The organism is Paenibacillus glucanolyticus (assembly GCF_037333485.1).
Lineage (GTDB): Bacteria > Bacillota > Bacilli > Paenibacillales > Paenibacillaceae > Paenibacillus_AQ > Paenibacillus_AQ glucanolyticus.
The window spans coordinates 3,833,575-3,850,848 of the sequence record NZ_CP147845.1 but is presented as its reverse complement, the minus strand read 5'-3'; the positions used below and the strand labels follow the sequence as shown (position 1 = coordinate 3,850,848).

Annotated in this window: 16 protein-coding genes; 12 read left to right on the top strand and 4 right to left on the bottom strand. The window is 47.4% G+C overall.

Annotation, left to right across the window (positions count from 1 at the left end):
• Positions 1-31: 31 nt before the first annotated feature.
• A complete protein-coding gene (locus WDY75_RS18020) occupies positions 32-583 on the bottom strand; it encodes an NADPH-dependent FMN reductase (RefSeq protein WP_036638265.1) in 552 nt (183 codons plus the stop codon).
• A gap of 259 nt (positions 584-842) precedes the next feature.
• On the opposite strand from WDY75_RS18020, the gene WDY75_RS18015 reads away from it, so the two are divergent.
• The 11 genes from WDY75_RS18015 to WDY75_RS17965 all read left to right on the top strand — a co-directional run bounded on the left by WDY75_RS18015 (position 843) and on the right by WDY75_RS17965 (position 11,831).
• Complete coding sequence (locus WDY75_RS18015) at positions 843-1,307, top strand: GNAT family N-acetyltransferase (protein ID WP_063479363.1); 465 nt, start codon at positions 843-845, stop codon at positions 1,305-1,307.
• 48 nt (positions 1,308-1,355) lie between these two features.
• Complete coding sequence (eis, locus tag WDY75_RS18010; protein WP_063479364.1) at positions 1,356-2,534, top strand: enhanced intracellular survival protein Eis; 1,179 nt, start codon at positions 1,356-1,358, stop codon at positions 2,532-2,534.
• Between the two features lie 17 nt (positions 2,535-2,551).
• Complete coding sequence (locus WDY75_RS18005) at positions 2,552-3,331, top strand: GNAT family N-acetyltransferase (protein WP_063479365.1); 780 nt, start codon at positions 2,552-2,554, stop codon at positions 3,329-3,331.
• A gap of 204 nt (positions 3,332-3,535) precedes the next feature.
• Positions 3,536-3,679 (top strand): hypothetical protein, encoded by a 144-nt coding sequence (locus WDY75_RS18000; RefSeq protein ID WP_338840319.1) that lies wholly within the window; start codon positions 3,536-3,538, stop codon positions 3,677-3,679.
• A 371-nt stretch (positions 3,680-4,050) separates the two neighbouring features.
• Positions 4,051-5,958, top strand: a complete 1,908-nt coding sequence (thrS, locus tag WDY75_RS17995) for a threonine--tRNA ligase (protein WP_063479367.1) — start codon at positions 4,051-4,053, stop codon at positions 5,956-5,958.
• A gap of 209 nt (positions 5,959-6,167) precedes the next feature.
• Entirely contained in the window at positions 6,168-7,637 is a 1,470-nt protein-coding gene (locus WDY75_RS17990) for a spore germination protein (RefSeq protein ID WP_063479368.1), read from the top strand.
• Between the two features lie 58 nt (positions 7,638-7,695).
• Positions 7,696-8,904 (top strand): Ger(x)C family spore germination protein, encoded by a 1,209-nt coding sequence (locus tag WDY75_RS17985; RefSeq protein WP_063479369.1) that lies wholly within the window; start codon positions 7,696-7,698, stop codon positions 8,902-8,904.
• Positions 8,901-9,122: a hypothetical protein gene (locus WDY75_RS17980; RefSeq protein ID WP_063479370.1), complete on the top strand. Its 222-nt coding sequence runs from the start codon at positions 8,901-8,903 to the stop codon at positions 9,120-9,122. The genes WDY75_RS17985 and WDY75_RS17980 overlap by 4 nt, the downstream gene beginning before the upstream one ends.
• A gap of 20 nt (positions 9,123-9,142) precedes the next feature.
• Positions 9,143-10,237 (top strand): endospore germination permease, encoded by a 1,095-nt coding sequence (locus WDY75_RS17975; RefSeq protein WP_006209957.1) that lies wholly within the window; start codon positions 9,143-9,145, stop codon positions 10,235-10,237.
• A 155-nt stretch (positions 10,238-10,392) separates the two neighbouring features.
• Complete coding sequence (locus tag WDY75_RS17970; protein ID WP_231888118.1) at positions 10,393-11,178, top strand: MerR family transcriptional regulator; 786 nt, start codon at positions 10,393-10,395, stop codon at positions 11,176-11,178.
• Complete coding sequence (locus WDY75_RS17965; protein WP_063479372.1) at positions 11,175-11,831, top strand: GAP family protein; 657 nt, start codon at positions 11,175-11,177, stop codon at positions 11,829-11,831. Before WDY75_RS17970 ends, WDY75_RS17965 begins: the two co-directional genes overlap by 4 nt.
• A gap of 128 nt (positions 11,832-11,959) precedes the next feature.
• On the opposite strand, the gene WDY75_RS17960 is transcribed toward WDY75_RS17965, so the two are convergent.
• The 3 genes from WDY75_RS17960 to WDY75_RS17950 all read right to left on the bottom strand — a co-directional run bounded on the left by WDY75_RS17960 (position 11,960) and on the right by WDY75_RS17950 (position 14,996).
• Positions 11,960-12,907 carry an iron-hydroxamate ABC transporter substrate-binding protein gene (locus WDY75_RS17960; protein ID WP_006209960.1) on the bottom strand — a complete coding sequence of 316 codons (948 nt, stop codon included), beginning with the start codon at positions 12,905-12,907 and terminating at the stop codon, positions 11,960-11,962.
• 235 nt (positions 12,908-13,142) lie between these two features.
• Positions 13,143-13,934 (bottom strand): class I SAM-dependent methyltransferase, encoded by a 792-nt coding sequence (locus WDY75_RS17955; RefSeq protein WP_040680642.1) that lies wholly within the window; start codon positions 13,932-13,934, stop codon positions 13,143-13,145.
• A gap of 291 nt (positions 13,935-14,225) precedes the next feature.
• Positions 14,226-14,996, bottom strand: a complete 771-nt coding sequence (locus WDY75_RS17950; protein WP_063479373.1) for a CAP domain-containing protein — start codon at positions 14,994-14,996, stop codon at positions 14,226-14,228.
• Positions 14,997-15,222: 226 nt separating this feature from the next.
• Between WDY75_RS17950 and WDY75_RS17945 the strand changes: the two genes are divergently transcribed.
• A complete protein-coding gene (locus tag WDY75_RS17945) occupies positions 15,223-17,064 on the top strand; it encodes a fibronectin type III domain-containing protein (protein WP_063479374.1) in 1,842 nt (613 codons plus the stop codon).
• The last annotated feature ends 210 nt before the right edge of the window (positions 17,065-17,274 follow it).

Sequence of the window (17,274 nt, the reverse complement as noted above, 5' to 3'; positions counted from 1 at the left end):
CGGGTCTCGCTTTTTACTTCAGGATTAAAGATTAACGCAACGTTTTCAGTGCTCCGCTCCAAGCAAGCACTTGATCCAGCATACCGTTAAGGTTTACAAGATGCAGATCAGCTGGCTTAAAGGCCATTTCAGGTGTAAATGGATTTTCGAAATCAGTGAAGAGGGACAGAGCAGGGTGAACGCGAACATCCGCTACAGACAGCTCGCCCAGGATTCCACGCAAATGTTCGGCAGCACGAGCGCCACCAACAGATCCATAACTTACGATACCTGCAGCCTTGTCGTTCCATGCCTCACGAGCGTAATCGAGCGCATTTTTCAAAGAGGCTGAAATACTGTGATTATATTCTTGGACGATAAATACAAAGCCGTCCAAGCTGGCAAGTTTCGTATTCCAAGCCGTTGCTTGTTCAGTAGCATCCTCTTCGCCCAACAAAGGAAGTTTGTAGTCAGCGATATCCACGATCTCATAATTGGCGTCTCCACGCTGATCCGCGATGTTTTTTACCCACTCACCCACTTGTGGACTTAAACGTCCTTGACGAGTACTACCTAGAATAATACCGATATTTAATTTTGACAATGATCTTACCTCCCGAATTGTTCTTGATTTATTTTTTCGTGATGTGTTTGCTTTTTTGCATGAGCTAATAATAATCTTAGTCGGTTAACTTTGTCAAGTAGCTTACAAAAAGTTTGTTCGAAAAATGATTACTTTAGCTGTCATGAGTATCTTGAAGTAATTCACGATGCTATATTAGTATTATAGAGAATAAGTTTTAAACATATCCACATTATGGATATTATTGCATTTTATTTATACGAAGTTTAGGAGTGGGCCCATGGTAATAAAAGTCGATGATCTTACAGGATCCGCAATTATCCAATTGGTGAGTGAACATCTGCAGGGAATGACAGAGCATTCCCCACCGGAAAGCATACATGCTCTGAATCTTGAGGAATTGAAGCAGCCGGAAATTACGTTCTGGAGCCTGTGGGAGCACGATGAATTAATGGGCTGCGGAGCACTTAAAGAGCTTAATGGTACACATGGCGAAGTCAAATCCATGCGGACGTCAACCTCCCATTTGCGAAAGGGCGTTGCCAGACGACTCCTTGAGCACATCATAGAAGAGGCGGAGCGCCGCGGTTATAAGAGGATCAGTTTGGAAACGGGGTCCATGGATGCATTTGAACCGGCAAGAAGACTTTATGCCAGCTTCGGATTTCAATATGGCGAGCCTTTCTCGGATTATACAGAAGACCCGAACAGTGTGTTTATGACCAAAGAATTGCAAGGCAGGTAGACTGCTAACCAGATTACATAAAATATAATCGGTTGAGGTGAAACTGTGATGGAACTTAGACAATTGAGATCTGACGAATTTGAAATCAGTACGAAATTATCCGAATATGCCTTTCAATATACGCTGACGCCTGAGCAAAGAGAGTCCTCTCTTAAGCATTTTAAGCCTGAGCGATTCTGGGGGATCTTTGATGGGGAAGAACTGCAAGCGAAGCTGACCATCATTCCGCTGCAGGTTTATATGCAAGGGAAGATTCTTGATATGGGCGGTATTGCCGGCGTGGCTACATGGCCGGAGAACCGCAGACAGGGACATGTATCTACATTGCTCAAGCATGCATTGCAGGAGATGAAGAACAACGGCCAGACTCTGTCCTTCCTGCATCCGTTCTCAATCCCGTTTTATCGTAAATTCGGATGGGAACTTTTCGCAGAGTATAAGAAGTATGTCATCCCGGCAGCTAAATTCCCGCGCAAAGCGGAGATGCCTGGCCGGATTGTCAGAGGCGTAGACGATATCCCTACGCTGGATGGCATATATCAAGCCTATGTTAGCCGATATCACGGTACCCTTGTGCGCGATGAAGGTTGGTGGAAAAGATTCGTCCTGCAGGGTGATGGACACAGCGTTGTGTATTACTCTGCCGAAGGCAAGCCGACGGGATATGCGTTATATGAGTTAAAAGACAAAGAACTTGTGTGTGACGAGTTTGTTTACCTGAATGAAGAAGCGCGAACCGCGTTATGGACTTTTTTTGCCAACCATGATTCCAGGATTGAACAAGTCAACATGGTGATGGTGCCCATGGATGATCAGCTGCCGTTCATGCTGCCAGATCCGCGGATTACGCAGGAGATTATCCCTTACTTCATGGCGCGTATCGTGGATTTGAAATCCTTCGTGGAGCAGTACGCTTTCGAAGCGCAAGCTCATCATGCAGCTGAGTTGACCGTGGAGGTGGAAGATCCTGCAGCACCTTGGAATGCGGGTCTGTGGAAGCTGTCGGTCAATGAAGAGGGGAGAGCGAAGCTGTTGGAGCTTCCTTCAGATTACGAGGGTCCGGTTGATCTGTCCACTGATATTCAGAGTCTGTCTGCACTCTTTATGGGATACAAAAGGCCACAGGCTTTACATGCCATTCATCGGCTAACTGGAAACCCAGCAGCAGCAGCCCAATTGGAATCGATGATTCCTGCAGGGCAAACCTATCTCCTGGACTTCTTTTGAGACAGGGAGACGACTCAATGATTCGCAGACTTTTCCCTGAAGAACTGGAAATTATCCTGGCATCTATAAATAGAGAACGGCATTTTTTGTATTATTCTTACCTTACGTTCCGGAAAAAGCATACGGTTCATTACGGGCATTTCTCGGAACATGGGGAGCTGCTGGGAGTGGCAGCCTTTCTGAAAGGACTGCCTTTCAATGCCTTTTCGGTTTATCCAGTACAGAAATCGTTCCGGCCTCAGCCAGTGTTGGCCCTAATGAAGCAAGAATTGGGTATTCCCGACGGTGCAGTTGGAAGTTTTATTGTGAGTAAGGACAGATGGGCGCATCTTAGCTTAAAGATGGATGTTACGAAACCTCCCAAGGGAATTTGGTTGATGAAACACCAGCATCCCGGAGATTTGCCGTCACAGGACGAGGCTGTGTTTCGTTTAGGGCCGTCATATTTTGAGCAGATCGAGTCGATAATGACAGAGCTGGACACAATGGCTTTTGCAAGAGAGGAATTGCAGAATCCTTTTTACGGCGTAGTGCATGATCAGGAGCTGATCGCGGTTGGCGGGTACCATATCTACAGCGAGGATTATGTCGAACTGGGAAATATAGGAACGGAACCTGCGTGGAGAAGGCAAGGATACGGGAAAAAGGTATCTGCAGCCTTGACCCGCGAAGGGAGAGCAGTCACCTCAGACGTGTATCTGAATGTTCTGGAGGACAACCTAAACGCGGTGCGGCTATATCGGTCGCTGGGATATGAAGCCATTTGTGAGCAGTACCTTGTTGAATTCGCTTTGTAGCGGGATGGATACAGAGTCGTGGAGGTGCGAGAAAGTCGCTGGATGCAGCGGCTTTTTTTTCATCTAGAGTTACGGCTTCATTTAGGATGAAATTCATTTTTTTCATAAAATTAAGGCTTGAAAGCGACGCGGCGTCATCTTGTAAACTGTATTTGGTTCAAGGAATATGAGGGATCAAATACTTACAAGAGGGAGCTGGAAAGATTGAACAAGGGAGATATCATCATTTACGCATGTGTCATTATTGGGGCTGGTATTGGATTAGCGCTGGGCAGTGCGTTGCCCGGGGTTCTTGTCGGTTTAGGTATTGGATATCGGGTTAAATGGTCAATGAAAAGTGAAAACTGAATGATTGACAATTGGAAAGAACTGACTTATAGTACTTTACTATCAGCAACCATCAAAGACATGATTCTTGAAACGACCTGCCCAGAGAGAGAAGTGATTGGTGAAAGCTTCTTCCGTGCTTGCTTCATGAATTACCCCTTTGTAGCTGTGTTTTTGAACCCTTAAGTTATAGGTTTACTTATGGACAGGGCAGTAGAAAACACCGAATCATCCCCGTTACCGGATGTCTTAATGAGGATCCGATGAGCACGCGGCCACACAGCGCTGCAGGTCTGGATCAAATGAGGGTGGAACCACGAGCCGAACGCACTCGTCCCTTTGGGGATCGTGTGTTTTTTTGCGTTCAATCTAAATTTGATGGAGGGATAACCATGTCAATCACAGTAACATTAGCAGACGGAAGTAAAAAGGAGTATCCCGCACAAACGACGATGAAACAAATCGCGGAATCCATTCATTCCGGGCTGAGGAAAAGTGCAGTCGCAGGAAAAGTAAATGGCAGGCTCGTGGATTTGAATTACGAACTTTGTGAGGATGCGGAAGTACGTATTGTGACCCTGGATTCAGAGGACGGACTGAACATTTACCGGCACAGCACAGCTCATCTGATGGCTCAGGCGGTTAAACGTTTGTATGGCAGCAAGCCCGTTTACCTCGGAGTGGGACCGGTTGTCGAAGACGGCTTCTATTACGATATGGATCTGGAGCATTCGATCTCAACCGATGATTTGATTGCCATCGAGCGGGAGATGCAGCAGATTGTCCAGGAAGATTTACCGATTATTCGAAGAGAAGTTAGCCGTGAAGAAGCGGAACAACTATTCAGTGACGACCCTTACAAACGGGAGCTCATCCTTGGCTTGCCGGAGGAGGAAATCATTTCGGTTTATGAGCAGGGAGAGTTCATTGATCTATGCAGAGGGCCGCATCTGCCCTCGACTGGCAGAATCAAGGCATTCAAATTGATGAGTGTTGCCGGAGCTTATTGGCGGGGGAACTCGGATCATAAGATGCTGCAGCGAATATATGGAACGGCGTTCCCCAAGCAGGCGCAGCTCGAAGAGCATCTCTTCTTGCTTGAAGAGGCTAAGAAGAGGGATCATCGCAAGCTAGGCAAAGAGCTGGGACTGTTTATGTTCTCGGATGATGCGCCGGGAATGCCCTTCTTTTTACCCAAAGGAACGATTATCCGTAACGAGCTGGAACAATTTGCAAGAGAGCTTCAATTCCACCGCGGTTATGACGAAGTTCGCACTCCGCTGATGATGAACAAACGCCTGTGGGAGATGTCCGGTCACTGGGACCACTACAAGGATAATATGTACTTTTCGAAGGTGGATGAGCAGGAGTATGTAATGAAACCCATGAACTGTCCGGGTCACATGCTGGTTTATCAAAACTCGCTGCATTCCTACAGAGAGCTTCCCATTCGATTGTCCGAGTTCGGTCAGGTGCATCGCCATGAATATTCAGGAGCGCTGAGTGGCATGATGCGGGTCCGTACGTTCTGTCAGGATGATGCGCATATATTTGTAAGACCTGATCAAATCCATGATGAAATTGGACAGGTGATCGACTTTATTAGTCAGGTATACCGAGTCTTTGGCTTTGATTATACGATTGAACTGTCCACTAGACCGGAAGACTCCATGGGCTCTGATGAGTTATGGGAGCAGGCGGAGTCATCCCTGCAGGAGGTATTGGATCAACAGAAGCTGCCTTATCGGATAAATGAAGGGGATGGCGCTTTTTATGGACCGAAGATAGATTTTCACATTCTCGACTCCCTGAAGCGAAGCTGGCAATGCGGCACCATCCAGTTGGATTTTCAATTCCCTGAGAAGTTCGATCTGTCCTACATCGCAGAGGATAACCAGAAGCATCGGCCGGTTGTCATTCACCGCGCGGTATTCGGCTCCATCGAGCGGTTTATCGGGATTCTTACAGAGCATTACGGCGGGGCATTTCCGCTATGGCTCGCTCCCGTTCATGTGATGCTTATTCCGGTGTCAGACCACTATATCGATTTCTCCCTTAAGGTGAAGAAGCGTCTGGAGCATGCAGGCGTACGGGTGGAGGTTGACATCAGGAACGAAAAGCTGGGGTATAAAATCCGTGAAGCCGGTCTGCTGAAAACGCCCTACACGTTTGTCCTGGGGGAGAAAGAAATGAACTCGGACCTGGTAGCGGTACGCAAACGCGGCGAGGGTGAGCTTGGGGAGAGCGCTATCGATGATATGATTGCACGCCTCCGGAAAGAGATTGAATCCAGGGAGTAAGAAACCTGACAGATTGCGTTTAGAACGATTCGAGTCATACATACTCGGATCGTTTTTTTTGTTATGGCCTATAACGATCGGATGTTAAAGCGGCAAAAAGTATAATATATCCAACTCCGGGAACAGTAGAGAAAAAGATTCAGGATGGTCGTACGGTCCGAGGTAAGGCAGAGCTCATCTTGAGTATCAAACGAGGAGTCGTGTACAGGATGCAGAACATATCCCGCAAGGAAGGTTTACAAGAAGCGCTGCCGATTCTCATCTCAGAGTTCATAGAAAATATGAAGACCCGGTTCGGGCAGAGCGGGGATATCATCTACCGGGAGCTGATGCTGGGTACTATACCTGCGGTCATCGTTTACATTGAAGGGATGGGAGACCCCCGCTTTTTAATAGAAGCTCTTCATATGGATTCGCCGTTGTTTAAGGAATTGACGAATCAGTCCCCGGACGATCGCGTGAGGATGCTGAAGGAACTCACGATTACGATGGGGAAGGTGGGGGAAGCCACAACCTATCCTGAGGTTGAGGAGAACGTGTTGTCAGGGAATACGGTGGTTTTTATTGAGGGAACGTCTACCTCACTCTACGTGGGTACTGAAAAGCTGAAGCAGCGCGGGGTTGAAGAAGCCAGCTCGCAATCGGTTGTCAGGGGACCGAGAGAGGGCTTTACGGAATCGCTTCGCGAGAACACGGCTTTGGTTCGGCGGAGAATTCAAAGTCCCAAGCTGCGCATCGAAGAGAGCAAGGTAGGCGAGCATACCCATACTCAGCTGGCTGTCATGTACATGGATGGTTTGGCCGACACCAAGGTACTCCACGAGCTGCGAACACGGCTGAATGGGATCAAGCTGGATAGCGTACTGGAGAGCAACTATATCGAGGAGATGATTCAGGATCATCGATACAGCCCCTTTCCGACGGTGTACAACTCGGAGCGTCCCGATGTCATTGCTTCAGCTATATTGGAAGGTCGAATAGCGATTCTTGTGGAAGGAACCCCATTTGTTCTGGTCGTTCCGGCATTGTTTGTGCAATTTTTTCAATCGAGCGAGGATTACTACCAGCGATGGGATTTTGCCAGCCTGGTTCGCCTGCTCCGATATTTATGTTTCGGTATTGCCCTTCTTACACCCTCGCTGTATATTGCAATCTCCACTTTTCATCAGGAAATGCTGCCGACCAATTTGTTGACTAGCTTGATTGGACAGCGGGAAGGGGTTCCCTTTCCAGCCTTTGTTGAAGCGGTAATTATGGAAATCACATTTGAGATTTTGCGCGAGGCCGGCATTCGGTTACCCAAATCAATCGGCCAGTCTGTCTCGATCGTAGGGACATTGGTTATCGGACAAGCTGCTGTGGAAGCAGGTTTGGTATCGGCCGCCATGGTTATTGTAGTATCCATTACGGCCATAGCCAACTTTGCGCTGCCGGCCTTTAATGTAGGGATTTCTGTCCGGATTTTGCGATTTGGCCTGATGGCGATTGCGGCGTCTTTTGGATTGTATGGCATGATTATCGGCCTGATTGTCCTGGCACTGCACCTGTGCAGCCTGCAGTCTATGGGAGTTCCGTACATGACCTCCTTTGCACCCATACGATGGAGGAGCCAGAAGGATGCACTGCTCCGATTATCCCGTCACAATATGAAGAAGTATATGGGCAAAGCCAAATCATGATCTGCAGTTAAGAAATGGGCATGCGGATTCTACTTTAAACAGATGGGACAGGTTGTGGATGCTGGGAAGAACAATACTATCAGTCCTGCTTATGATAAGCCTGATCATCACATCGGGATGCTGGAGCCGAAAGGAACTGAATGAGCTGGCTGTTGTTATGGCACTTGGAATCGACACGCATAAGGACGGTTACGCTGTATCCGCGCAAGTGCTCAATTCCAGCGAGCTGGCAACGAAGAGCGGGGGATCCATTGGAAGTCTTCCTGTGGTCACTTACAAGTCTGTAGGAAAAACGGTACCTGACGCCCTTCAGCGGATGTTAAGCATGGCGCCCCGCATGCTGTATCTGTCCCATGTCCGCGTATTGGTCTTGGGGGAAGATCTGGCGCGGCAAGGGGTCAGCGATGTTCTTGATTACATATCCCGAAATCATCAACTGCGAACAGACTTCTTCATGCTGATAGCCAAGAATGGAAATGCCTCTGAGATTTTGGAGGTGGTGACGCCATTCGAATATATCCCTGCGAACTCGCTCTATTCCTCCATTCTGATATCGGAAAAAAAATGGGCGGCCACGGGGAAAGTTACATTGCAGCAGTTTGTTACCGAATTAAAGCAAAGCGGTTCAGATCCGATATTGTCCGGGGTTCAATTAAACGGAAGTTCGGCGGAAGGCCAGTCCGTGGAGAATGTAAAAAAAATCAGTCCCTCTACACTCCTACAGCATGCGGGATTAGGTGTATTCAAAGGGGATCGGCTGGTGGGATGGCTTGGGGAGCCACCAAGCAAAACGGTGAATTACGTTCTTAACAGAGTCGAGTCCACCGTTGGATATGTGTCATGTCCGAGCGGCGGGATTGTTGGCTTCACGGTAAACCGGGCAGACACATCGCTTGATGTTATGCTGAGCGCTGAGAATATTCCTCGATTTTCCGTCAAAATGGAGATAGAAGCGGATATCAACTCCGTTCAATGTCCAATTGATATCAATCAGCCTTCGGCCATAGAAGCATTGGAGAGGAGCATCGAGGATAAATATAACGAAAACATCGAGAAACATGTTAAGGATGTTCAACAGCGGTATGGAGCCGATATTTTTGCACTTGGTGAAGTCCTGCACCGGAAATATCCCCAGGTATGGAAAACGTACAGAAGTCACTGGGGAGAGAGCTTCCAATCGATGAGCATCGATGTGCACTCCCATGTCGCGATCCGGCGGATCGGGTCCATCATTCAACCCTTAAATCAGGAGGTCGATGAGAAGTGAATTGGCATTTTGTATTGATAACGTTTCTGTTGATTGTTGTGGTCACGGAAACAAGGCATCTGATTCGGCTGCGTTCTCTTCGGGATATGATCGTATTTTATGCCGTATGGGGATTGACGCTGCTTTCGATAATCGGGGACATGCTGGAGCTCACTGAGCTTCGGCCGCTGGATTGGATCAGCATCATGATGCAACCACTGAACAGGCTGATTTCATAACAAGAAGGGTATGGTCGCACGTGATAAAATACAAGGGAATCGCGGCACGGCAGTTTTTTATATTAACCTTCGGCTTGACCATTGGCACCTCGATTCTGGTCACACCCTCTGGTTTAGCGCATACTGCACGGGAGGATGCGTGGATCGCCTCCTTGTGCAGTTTGTTGATAAATATCCTTATGGTTGTGCTGTATATTGCTATCGCAAGGCTATACCCTGGTAAAACGATTTTTCAAATGAATGAGCTGGTTCTGGGCAAAATCCTGGGCAAGGCCATGTCACTGATTTATCTTTTTTATTTTTTGATACTTACGGGAACATTGCTTGGCAATTTAGGTTTTTTTATAACCAGCGAAATGATGCCGGAGACACCAATCGAAGCTATTCAGATTCTGTTCTTGATTGCGGCCATCATGTGCGCCAGAATGGGCATCATCATCCTAGCGCGGGTGGGTGAATTGATGTTTCCGTGGATTGTGTTTCTGTTTATGGTCCTTCTGCTCTCACTTATTCCCCAGATTGATTGGAATCATATCAAGCCTATACTTGAGGATGGATGGATTCCCGTTGCCAATGCCGGATTTCACTCCTCTATGTTTCAGGAGCTGATTGTACTGATGGTGTTCCTCCCTCTGGTCAAGGGTGAGCGGAAGGGGGAGAAGGCATTGCTGTGGGGAGCTGTTGCAGGCGGAATCGTGTTAAGTGTCACGGTCCTGCTCAGCGTGCTCATTCTTGGGATCGAACAAACGGAGAACAGCACGTTCCCGGCCTTTGCATTAGCGAAGACGATTAACGTCGGGAATTTCTTTCAACGCGTGGAAGGTATCTTGATTACGCTTTGGGTGCTTACGTTTTTTATCAAAATCTCGCTGCTGTTCCTCTCCATCCTTCATGGAATAAAAACCGTATTCAGGCTGAAGGAGCAGAACCACTTAATCTATCCGTTATCTGTTCTCTTTATCATTGTGGCCTGGAATACGTATATCAACACCGTTTATGTTGCTAACATCATTCAGCAAGTGTGGGCAAGCTATGCATTTCTTCATTTGCTGGTGATTCCCTTCGGACTCTATCTAATCGGACTGAGCAGAACGAAAATATTAAAATCGAAATAAATATTCCATCTTCTATCGGATGCACTGGATGAGTTAAGCCTGACGAATCAGGCTTTTTTTGTTTATTAAGATAACTTTTTTGAGAATTTGCTTGAAAGTGACGCAGCGTCATCTTATATAGTTAAGTTCATAAGATGAATGGAGGAAAGCAGGTGTTGAAGTTGAATTCGATTCCTATTCAGGAGTTATCAAAACAGACGGGAATTACGGTGAGAACGCTGCGCTATTATGATCAAATTGGTTTATTGATTCCTGCTTCCAAAACACCGGGCAAGCACCGGATATATAGCGATGCGGAGCTGCGGAAACTGCAGCAAATTCAGTTTCTGAAGAAGCTGGGCTTCAGCTTGCAGGAAATATCAGATATGATCTCGAGCCGGGAGTGGAATTGGTCTACCAGTCTCATGAATCAGTTAGACTTTGTTCATAAGGAACAAAGGAAGCTGAGTCAGATGGAATCGGCTTTACGAGCAGTACTCCACAGCATTGCGGTGGAAGGCGAGACGAGCTGGGCGGTTATTCAGAAATTAATCCAGCTATCAGGACAAGATCCATCGCTAAAACAATCGTTCCGCAATCAAATGTTTGATGAACGTGAGGTGGAAATGCTGAGTCTGCTTCCTAACATGAACAGTGCAGATCCCGACTCGCTGGAATGGATCGCTCTGTTAGGTCAGCTCAAAAGGCTGATGGAGGATTCTCCGGATTCGCCCGATGTGCAAAGAATTGTACGGCGCATGGATGAGAAACGCTTGGAGCATTTTGAAGAAGAGGACTCTTTCGTGGACAAGTTGTGGGAGATTCGTAAATCACCGGATCAGTCCGAGCAGATGGGGTTATACCCACTAGAACAAGAGCTTCTTGCATTTATGGAACGGGCATTTGATATTTATGTAACGCGCAAGGAAGAACAACAAACGGAGAGGGGGGAGACATCATGACACTGGAGCTGCTGCTATCCATTGGGGTATTCTCACTATTGGATATGCTAAGCCCGGCCGCGCTGGGGGTAACGGTGTATTTGCTTCTGACCGAGCGCGATCGACTCATCTCCCGTTTAGGTGTTTACTTGGTTACGGTGGCCGGTTTCTACTTCCTGGTTGGAGCTGTGCTCATGCTCGGCTTGGGTGCTGTCATGAAATCGATATCCGATATCATTCAGAATCGAACGGTCAGCTGGATGATGGCCATTCTCGGTGGAGTCCTGTTTGTTGCGAGTTTTTATGTTCCTACGAAAAAGAAATCCGAACCGCGCCGCCCGAAATCAAAAAGCTTCGGCGCCATGATCGGGCTAGGTTTCACCACTTCACTCATTGAGGTGGCCACCGCGCTTCCTTATTTTGCAGCAATCGGGCTAATGACTACCGCCCAATTGAACACGGTTCAATGGGTTCCGATCCTGGCTGCTTATAATATGGTGATGGTGCTTCCTCCATTGATCTTGCTCGGATTACACCTTGTATTAGGCGGCGTGATGCAGAGACCGCTGGAGAAGCTGCGTGTGAAGATTGCCGAAAGCTCCGGTTCCCTGTTATCGTGGGTGTTGTGTATTGCCGGAGTGATTTTGGTGTTAAACAGTATCGATTATTTGTAAATGCTTATGCTTGAAACGAAAGTAACAGAAAGAAAATAACAGAAGGACCTGTCCATAACAGACAGGTCCTTCGATGTTATGCGAGTATAACTAAATCTCGGTGTGATTCAGGATGCGGGGGGGAGCGATTATTTGCCGAGGAAATGTTGGGTGAAGAAATCCAGTTGATATTCGAGGCTTAACGGGTCGTTGAAGTAGAATGTTTTGGCATCGACTTCGAATACACGGTTGTTTTTGACTGCCGGAATGTTCTTGTACATATCCGTATTTTGGAAGGAAGTGTCTTCCTCTGCGTTTTTACTGAAGATGACATAGTCAGCGAAGTAATCTTTCAGTACTTCGGACGACAAAGTGAAATAGCCGTCTTTTGCTGTAGCTTCCTTTACTTTCTCCGGCATGGCAAGCTTGAATTCGTTATACAGGATCTCTGTTCCGCGACCATAATTAAATCCATAAACGTAGAGCTGTTTATTGAACGTCTCCACGACGGAAACTGTTGCATCTTCACCGATTTTGGCTTTGATTTCTTCTCCGGCTTTTTGAGCACGGACTTTGAAATCGTCAACCCAGGCTTGTGCTTCTTTTTCCTTGTTCAACAGCTTGCCGATTTCGACCTGCTGTGTCAAATAATCAACTTTTCCATAGGTATAGGTTACGGTAGGAGCTATTTCTTGGAATTTATCGATATTTTTAATGCTGGATAGACCGATAATCAGATCCGGCTCCAGTTCGATGATTTTCTCCAGACTTTCGTCGGATACCACCTCAATATCCTTCAGCTTTTCCTCGAACTGAGGATTTGTTTTGGACATTTCGTCTACGCCTACGAGGGGTACTCCAAGGGCCATCACATTCCCCGTCAAGAATCGGGTAAGCACAACGACACGCTGTGGATTGGTTGGAACCTCTACGGGCCCGTTCTCCGATTGATAAGTAAAGGTATCGGATTTCGAAGAGGAGATTTCTTCGGAGGGCTTACTTTCATTACTTTCTGTATTGGTGCTGTTTGCTTGACCGCCACAAGCGCTTAAAAGCAGAAGGGCTAGCAGGATGGACAGTGTGAAATATTTTTTCAAAATGATTCTCCCCCAAAAAAGCTATGTATTTTTGAACAATCATCATTTCAATCGAGTGTGTTGGATATAAAATCGATAATGATTATCATTCTCAGGTTATTGTAAGGCTACTCGCGATGCCTGTCAATAGCATTTATATGAATTATGACTCGGGAGATCGGCACAGCACAGCACAGAAAACCGCCTATGCTGGACATGGCGGTTTTCTGTCAAAATATATATTGTGCGTAGGAGCTCAGTTCAGTACAGAAGAGCGGCTCGCTTGAATATAGATGGACTCACCGGTAAAACCGGAGACAGCACCGGTCTTATCGCTTCGCACCAAGAAGTAGTGCCGTGCCTCCTCGGAAGCATGAAGCAGCTTCTGCTCCAGTAGAATCTTCTCCTCCTCAGCCAGCCCGGATCGCTCGCACCAGTCGTGGAATTGAAAGGGCTTCTGAAAAGTCACGGCCATTTCTGTGCGGAAGCCAGTGAGCTCCAGAAGATGAATCCATTCCGATTTCTTCCATGCACGGACGTGGCTGTAATCTCTTTGTTTTTCTATTTCATTATAGAATTCATCCAAATTCTCTTTTTCCGGAGCGACATTATCGATAAGCAGGATTTTACCACCGGGTTTGAGCACGCGAAGGGACTCGCGCACGAAAGCAGGTACATCCGGAAAATGATGGGCCGCAATCCTGCAGGTTACCAGATCAAAAGAAGCATCCTCGAAAGGCAGCTGTTCCGCATCCCCTTGCACGAAATCAACGTTGGTATGGCCGTTTCCATGAATGAAAGCAGCGGCGGTTGTCAGCATTTCCTCCGTCAAGTCAAAGGCCGTTACGCGGCGGACAAGTGGAGCGAGGGCATTAGCCACATGTCCACCTCCGGTTGCGATGTCCAGCACCTCCATCGTCTGATCCGCCTGGGAACAAGAGACCAGCAGGGACAGGTCTTCACCTTTGGCATGCCCTTGACTTGTTACATATTTTCCAGCGTTCTTGGCAAATTGCTGCTGCACTTGGCTTTTTATTGAATCTTCGATGGTTATTCCTCCTACATTCAAAATGAGTTCAGAGATTAAAAAAAAAGATTAAATTTAGTTTCACTAGATGAAACTATATATTGCTTGGTGAGATATAACTTAATTTATCATACATTTTTTCTGCTGTAAACGGCAGCAACCACTAAATAACCACCGGAGCCCAAACGTCGATCCTTCTATGCACGTTGAGATATACCCGCCTCAGGGGCAGCTACCTAGGGCGGCACCTTAAGCACGATAAATAAAAAGCTAAAGCCTGGTCATATCGACCAGGCTTTAGCTTCTGAAGTGTTAACCGGTAAATTCCTGAACCCATTCGTTATTGTAAAAAGCAATGCCAATCTTGGTATAGCTTTTGTTCAAGATATTGGCTTTATGGCCCGGGCTGTTCATCCAATCTTTCATGACTTGAGAAGGGCTGGTCTGTCCCTTGGCAATATTTTCGCCAGCGGAGTTATAGGTGATTCCATATTCCTTCATCATGTCCATAGGCGACCCGTGCGTCGGGGAATTGTGGTCAAAGTAATTGTTATCATACATGTCCTCAGCCTTCGCCATAGCCATCTTGGACAGCTCTTCATCCATGGTTAAAGAGCCAAGTCCTGCTTTGGATCGTTCTTTGTTAACCAGGTCCAATACCTGCTGAGCGAATTGGGAGGAGTCTTTCTGATTTCCCTTATTGTTTCCTGCACCACTCCTGTCTGACGTTTGTTCTCCATTGTTATTTGCCGGAGCCGGAGCTTGTCCTGCTGGATTATTGGTTCCTGGCTGAAGCAGATCAAGCAGCTCCGATGGGAGCTCGTCCTGGGTTCCTTTAGCCGACAACCTTGAACCATTCATCCAAAAAGTCGAAGTGGAAGATGCTTGTGTGGTGGTGGAGAGTGGCTTTGGTTGAGCATTGCGTGTATGGGACGATATTTGGACCGGAGCAGGATTCACTTGCTTCTGTGTTAAGGGTTTGTGGCTAACTTGCTGCTGATTTACCTGGTTATTTGGCGTACAGCCTGCAATCAGGATTAAGACAGCCAGTCCGAGCCCGATATCCTTCAAATGTTTGATCATGAACAGATCTCCTCAGTGTTATTTTAATGAAGTTGCCGCGAATTAGGATTTCCTGCCTGGCACTGAATTATTCGTTTTCAGCCAGAATTTATTACCATATATAAACATATGATCCCTAATGTCCTGATCGCCTTAATCGGGTAAGAAAGGGGGATCGCTGAATGCAACTCTTTTTAAGGGTGATTTGAGAACGCTATCATTTGGTTGTGAAGGAGGAATACTCAGGATGCCCGTCAATCGCTTTATGCATCGCAAATCATCATGGATTAAGGCACTGATGGTTATGGTGGTCTTATCGCTTCTTCAGGTAACGGCGATTCATATCCCTAAAGCACACGCGGCTGTGGCAAGCAAAACCCTTGTCGGCTATTGGCATAACTTCGATAACGGATCCGGTTTTATCAAGCTTAGGGACGTATCTCCCAAATTCGACATCATCAACGTATCTTTTGCTGAACCAACATCCGGTGTAACCAACGGAACTATCGGCTTCATTCCTTACAACTATACGGAGGCAGACTTCAAAGCAGATGTTGCATATCTTCAAAGTCAGGGGAAGAAGGTCATCATTTCCATAGGAGGTGCAAACGGGCAGGTACAGCTTCCCAGCACTTCGGCCAGGGATAATTTCGTGAACTCCGTTATCGCAATCATCGAAAAATACGGATTTGATGGACTGGACGTGGACTTCGAAGGCCATTCGCTTTATTTAAATTCGGGGGACAGCGACTTCAAGAACCCGACCACGCCGGTCATCGTCAACTTGATCTCCGCCCTGCGCACAATTAATAACCATTTTGGAACGGGACCGTTTTATTTAACGATGGCGCCTGAAACGTTTTTTGTACAGCTTGGCTATAGCTTCTACGGAGGCAGCTGCATCAGCTGCGACAACCGCGCAGGAGCTTATCTGCCGGTTATTTATGCCACACGCGATATCCTCGATTGGCTGCAGGTTCAGAACTATAACTCGGGTCCGATTACGGGGCTGGACGATCAGTATCATAATATGGGAAATGCCGATTTTCACGTTGCCATGGCAGATATGATCTTAACCGGATTCCCTGTTGCCAAAAACCTGAATCAGATGTTTCCACCGCTGCGTCCGGACCAAGTCGTGCTCGGGCTGCCGGCCAACGTCAATGCAGGCGGGGGTTTTACTTCGGTTGCGGAAGTACACAAGGCGCTGGATGCACTGATTAAAGGCGTCCAGCTGCCGAGCTATAAAACCCGGGGAAGCGTAAGCGGCTATCCGAATTTCCGCGGTCTTATGACCTGGTCCGTCAACTGGGATAAATTCAACAATTTTGAATTCTCGAACAGTCATCGCGCTTATCTGGATGCTTTAAGTCCGCCGTTGCCGGACACGCAGCCGCCAACGGCTCCGACCCATGTGACCTCCATGTCCAAATCTGCAACGAGCGTAAGCTTAAGCTGGACGGCATCCACGGATAATGTGGGAGTGACAGGTTATATCGTGTACTACGGTTCCCAATCCGTCAGCGTGACCGGGACCAGTACAGTGATTTCAGGTTTAACACCGGACACATCCTATACCTTCACGGTCAAGGCGGTCGACGCGAGAGGCAACCAATCCGCAGCCAGCACGCCGCTTACCGTGACAACCGATCCCCCAGGTACGGGGGGAGATACAACACTTCCGACGGCCCCGGGCAATGTTCAAGTGACAGCCAAGACGGCAACAAGCGTTTCCTTAAGCTGGAATGCTTCCACTGACAATGTCGGTGTAACAGGCTACATAGTCACCTACGGAACCAGCTCCGTTAATACAGCGGGAACGTCCGCTACGATTAACGGGTTGACGGCTAATACGAGCTACTCATTCACCGTGACGGCTAAGGATGCAGCCGGAAATGTGTCGGCAGGTACCATCATCAGTGTGACAACTGCTCCGCAAAGCGGTGCGCAGCCCTGGGCGGCAAATGTCAGCTACAAAGTCAACGACGAAGTGACCTACGGAGGGAAAACCTACATCTGTCGTCAGCCGCATACATCGCTGACTGGCTGGGAACCGCCCAATGTACCGGCACTGTGGTTATTGAAATAATGTGTATACACTCTGAATGAACAAAAGGAAGCATCCAGAGGGCAGGAACTGGATGCTTCTTTATCGTGGATCCAGGAAGTTAGCCGAAAGGTTTGGATTAAATTCTATAGAACTGTTCTTGATTGTCCGATATACTGTATAGGCGTTTTAGACAACTAAGGTATTATAATGCGTCAACATGCCTAACAGCTAAATTGAACGTTGATGCAG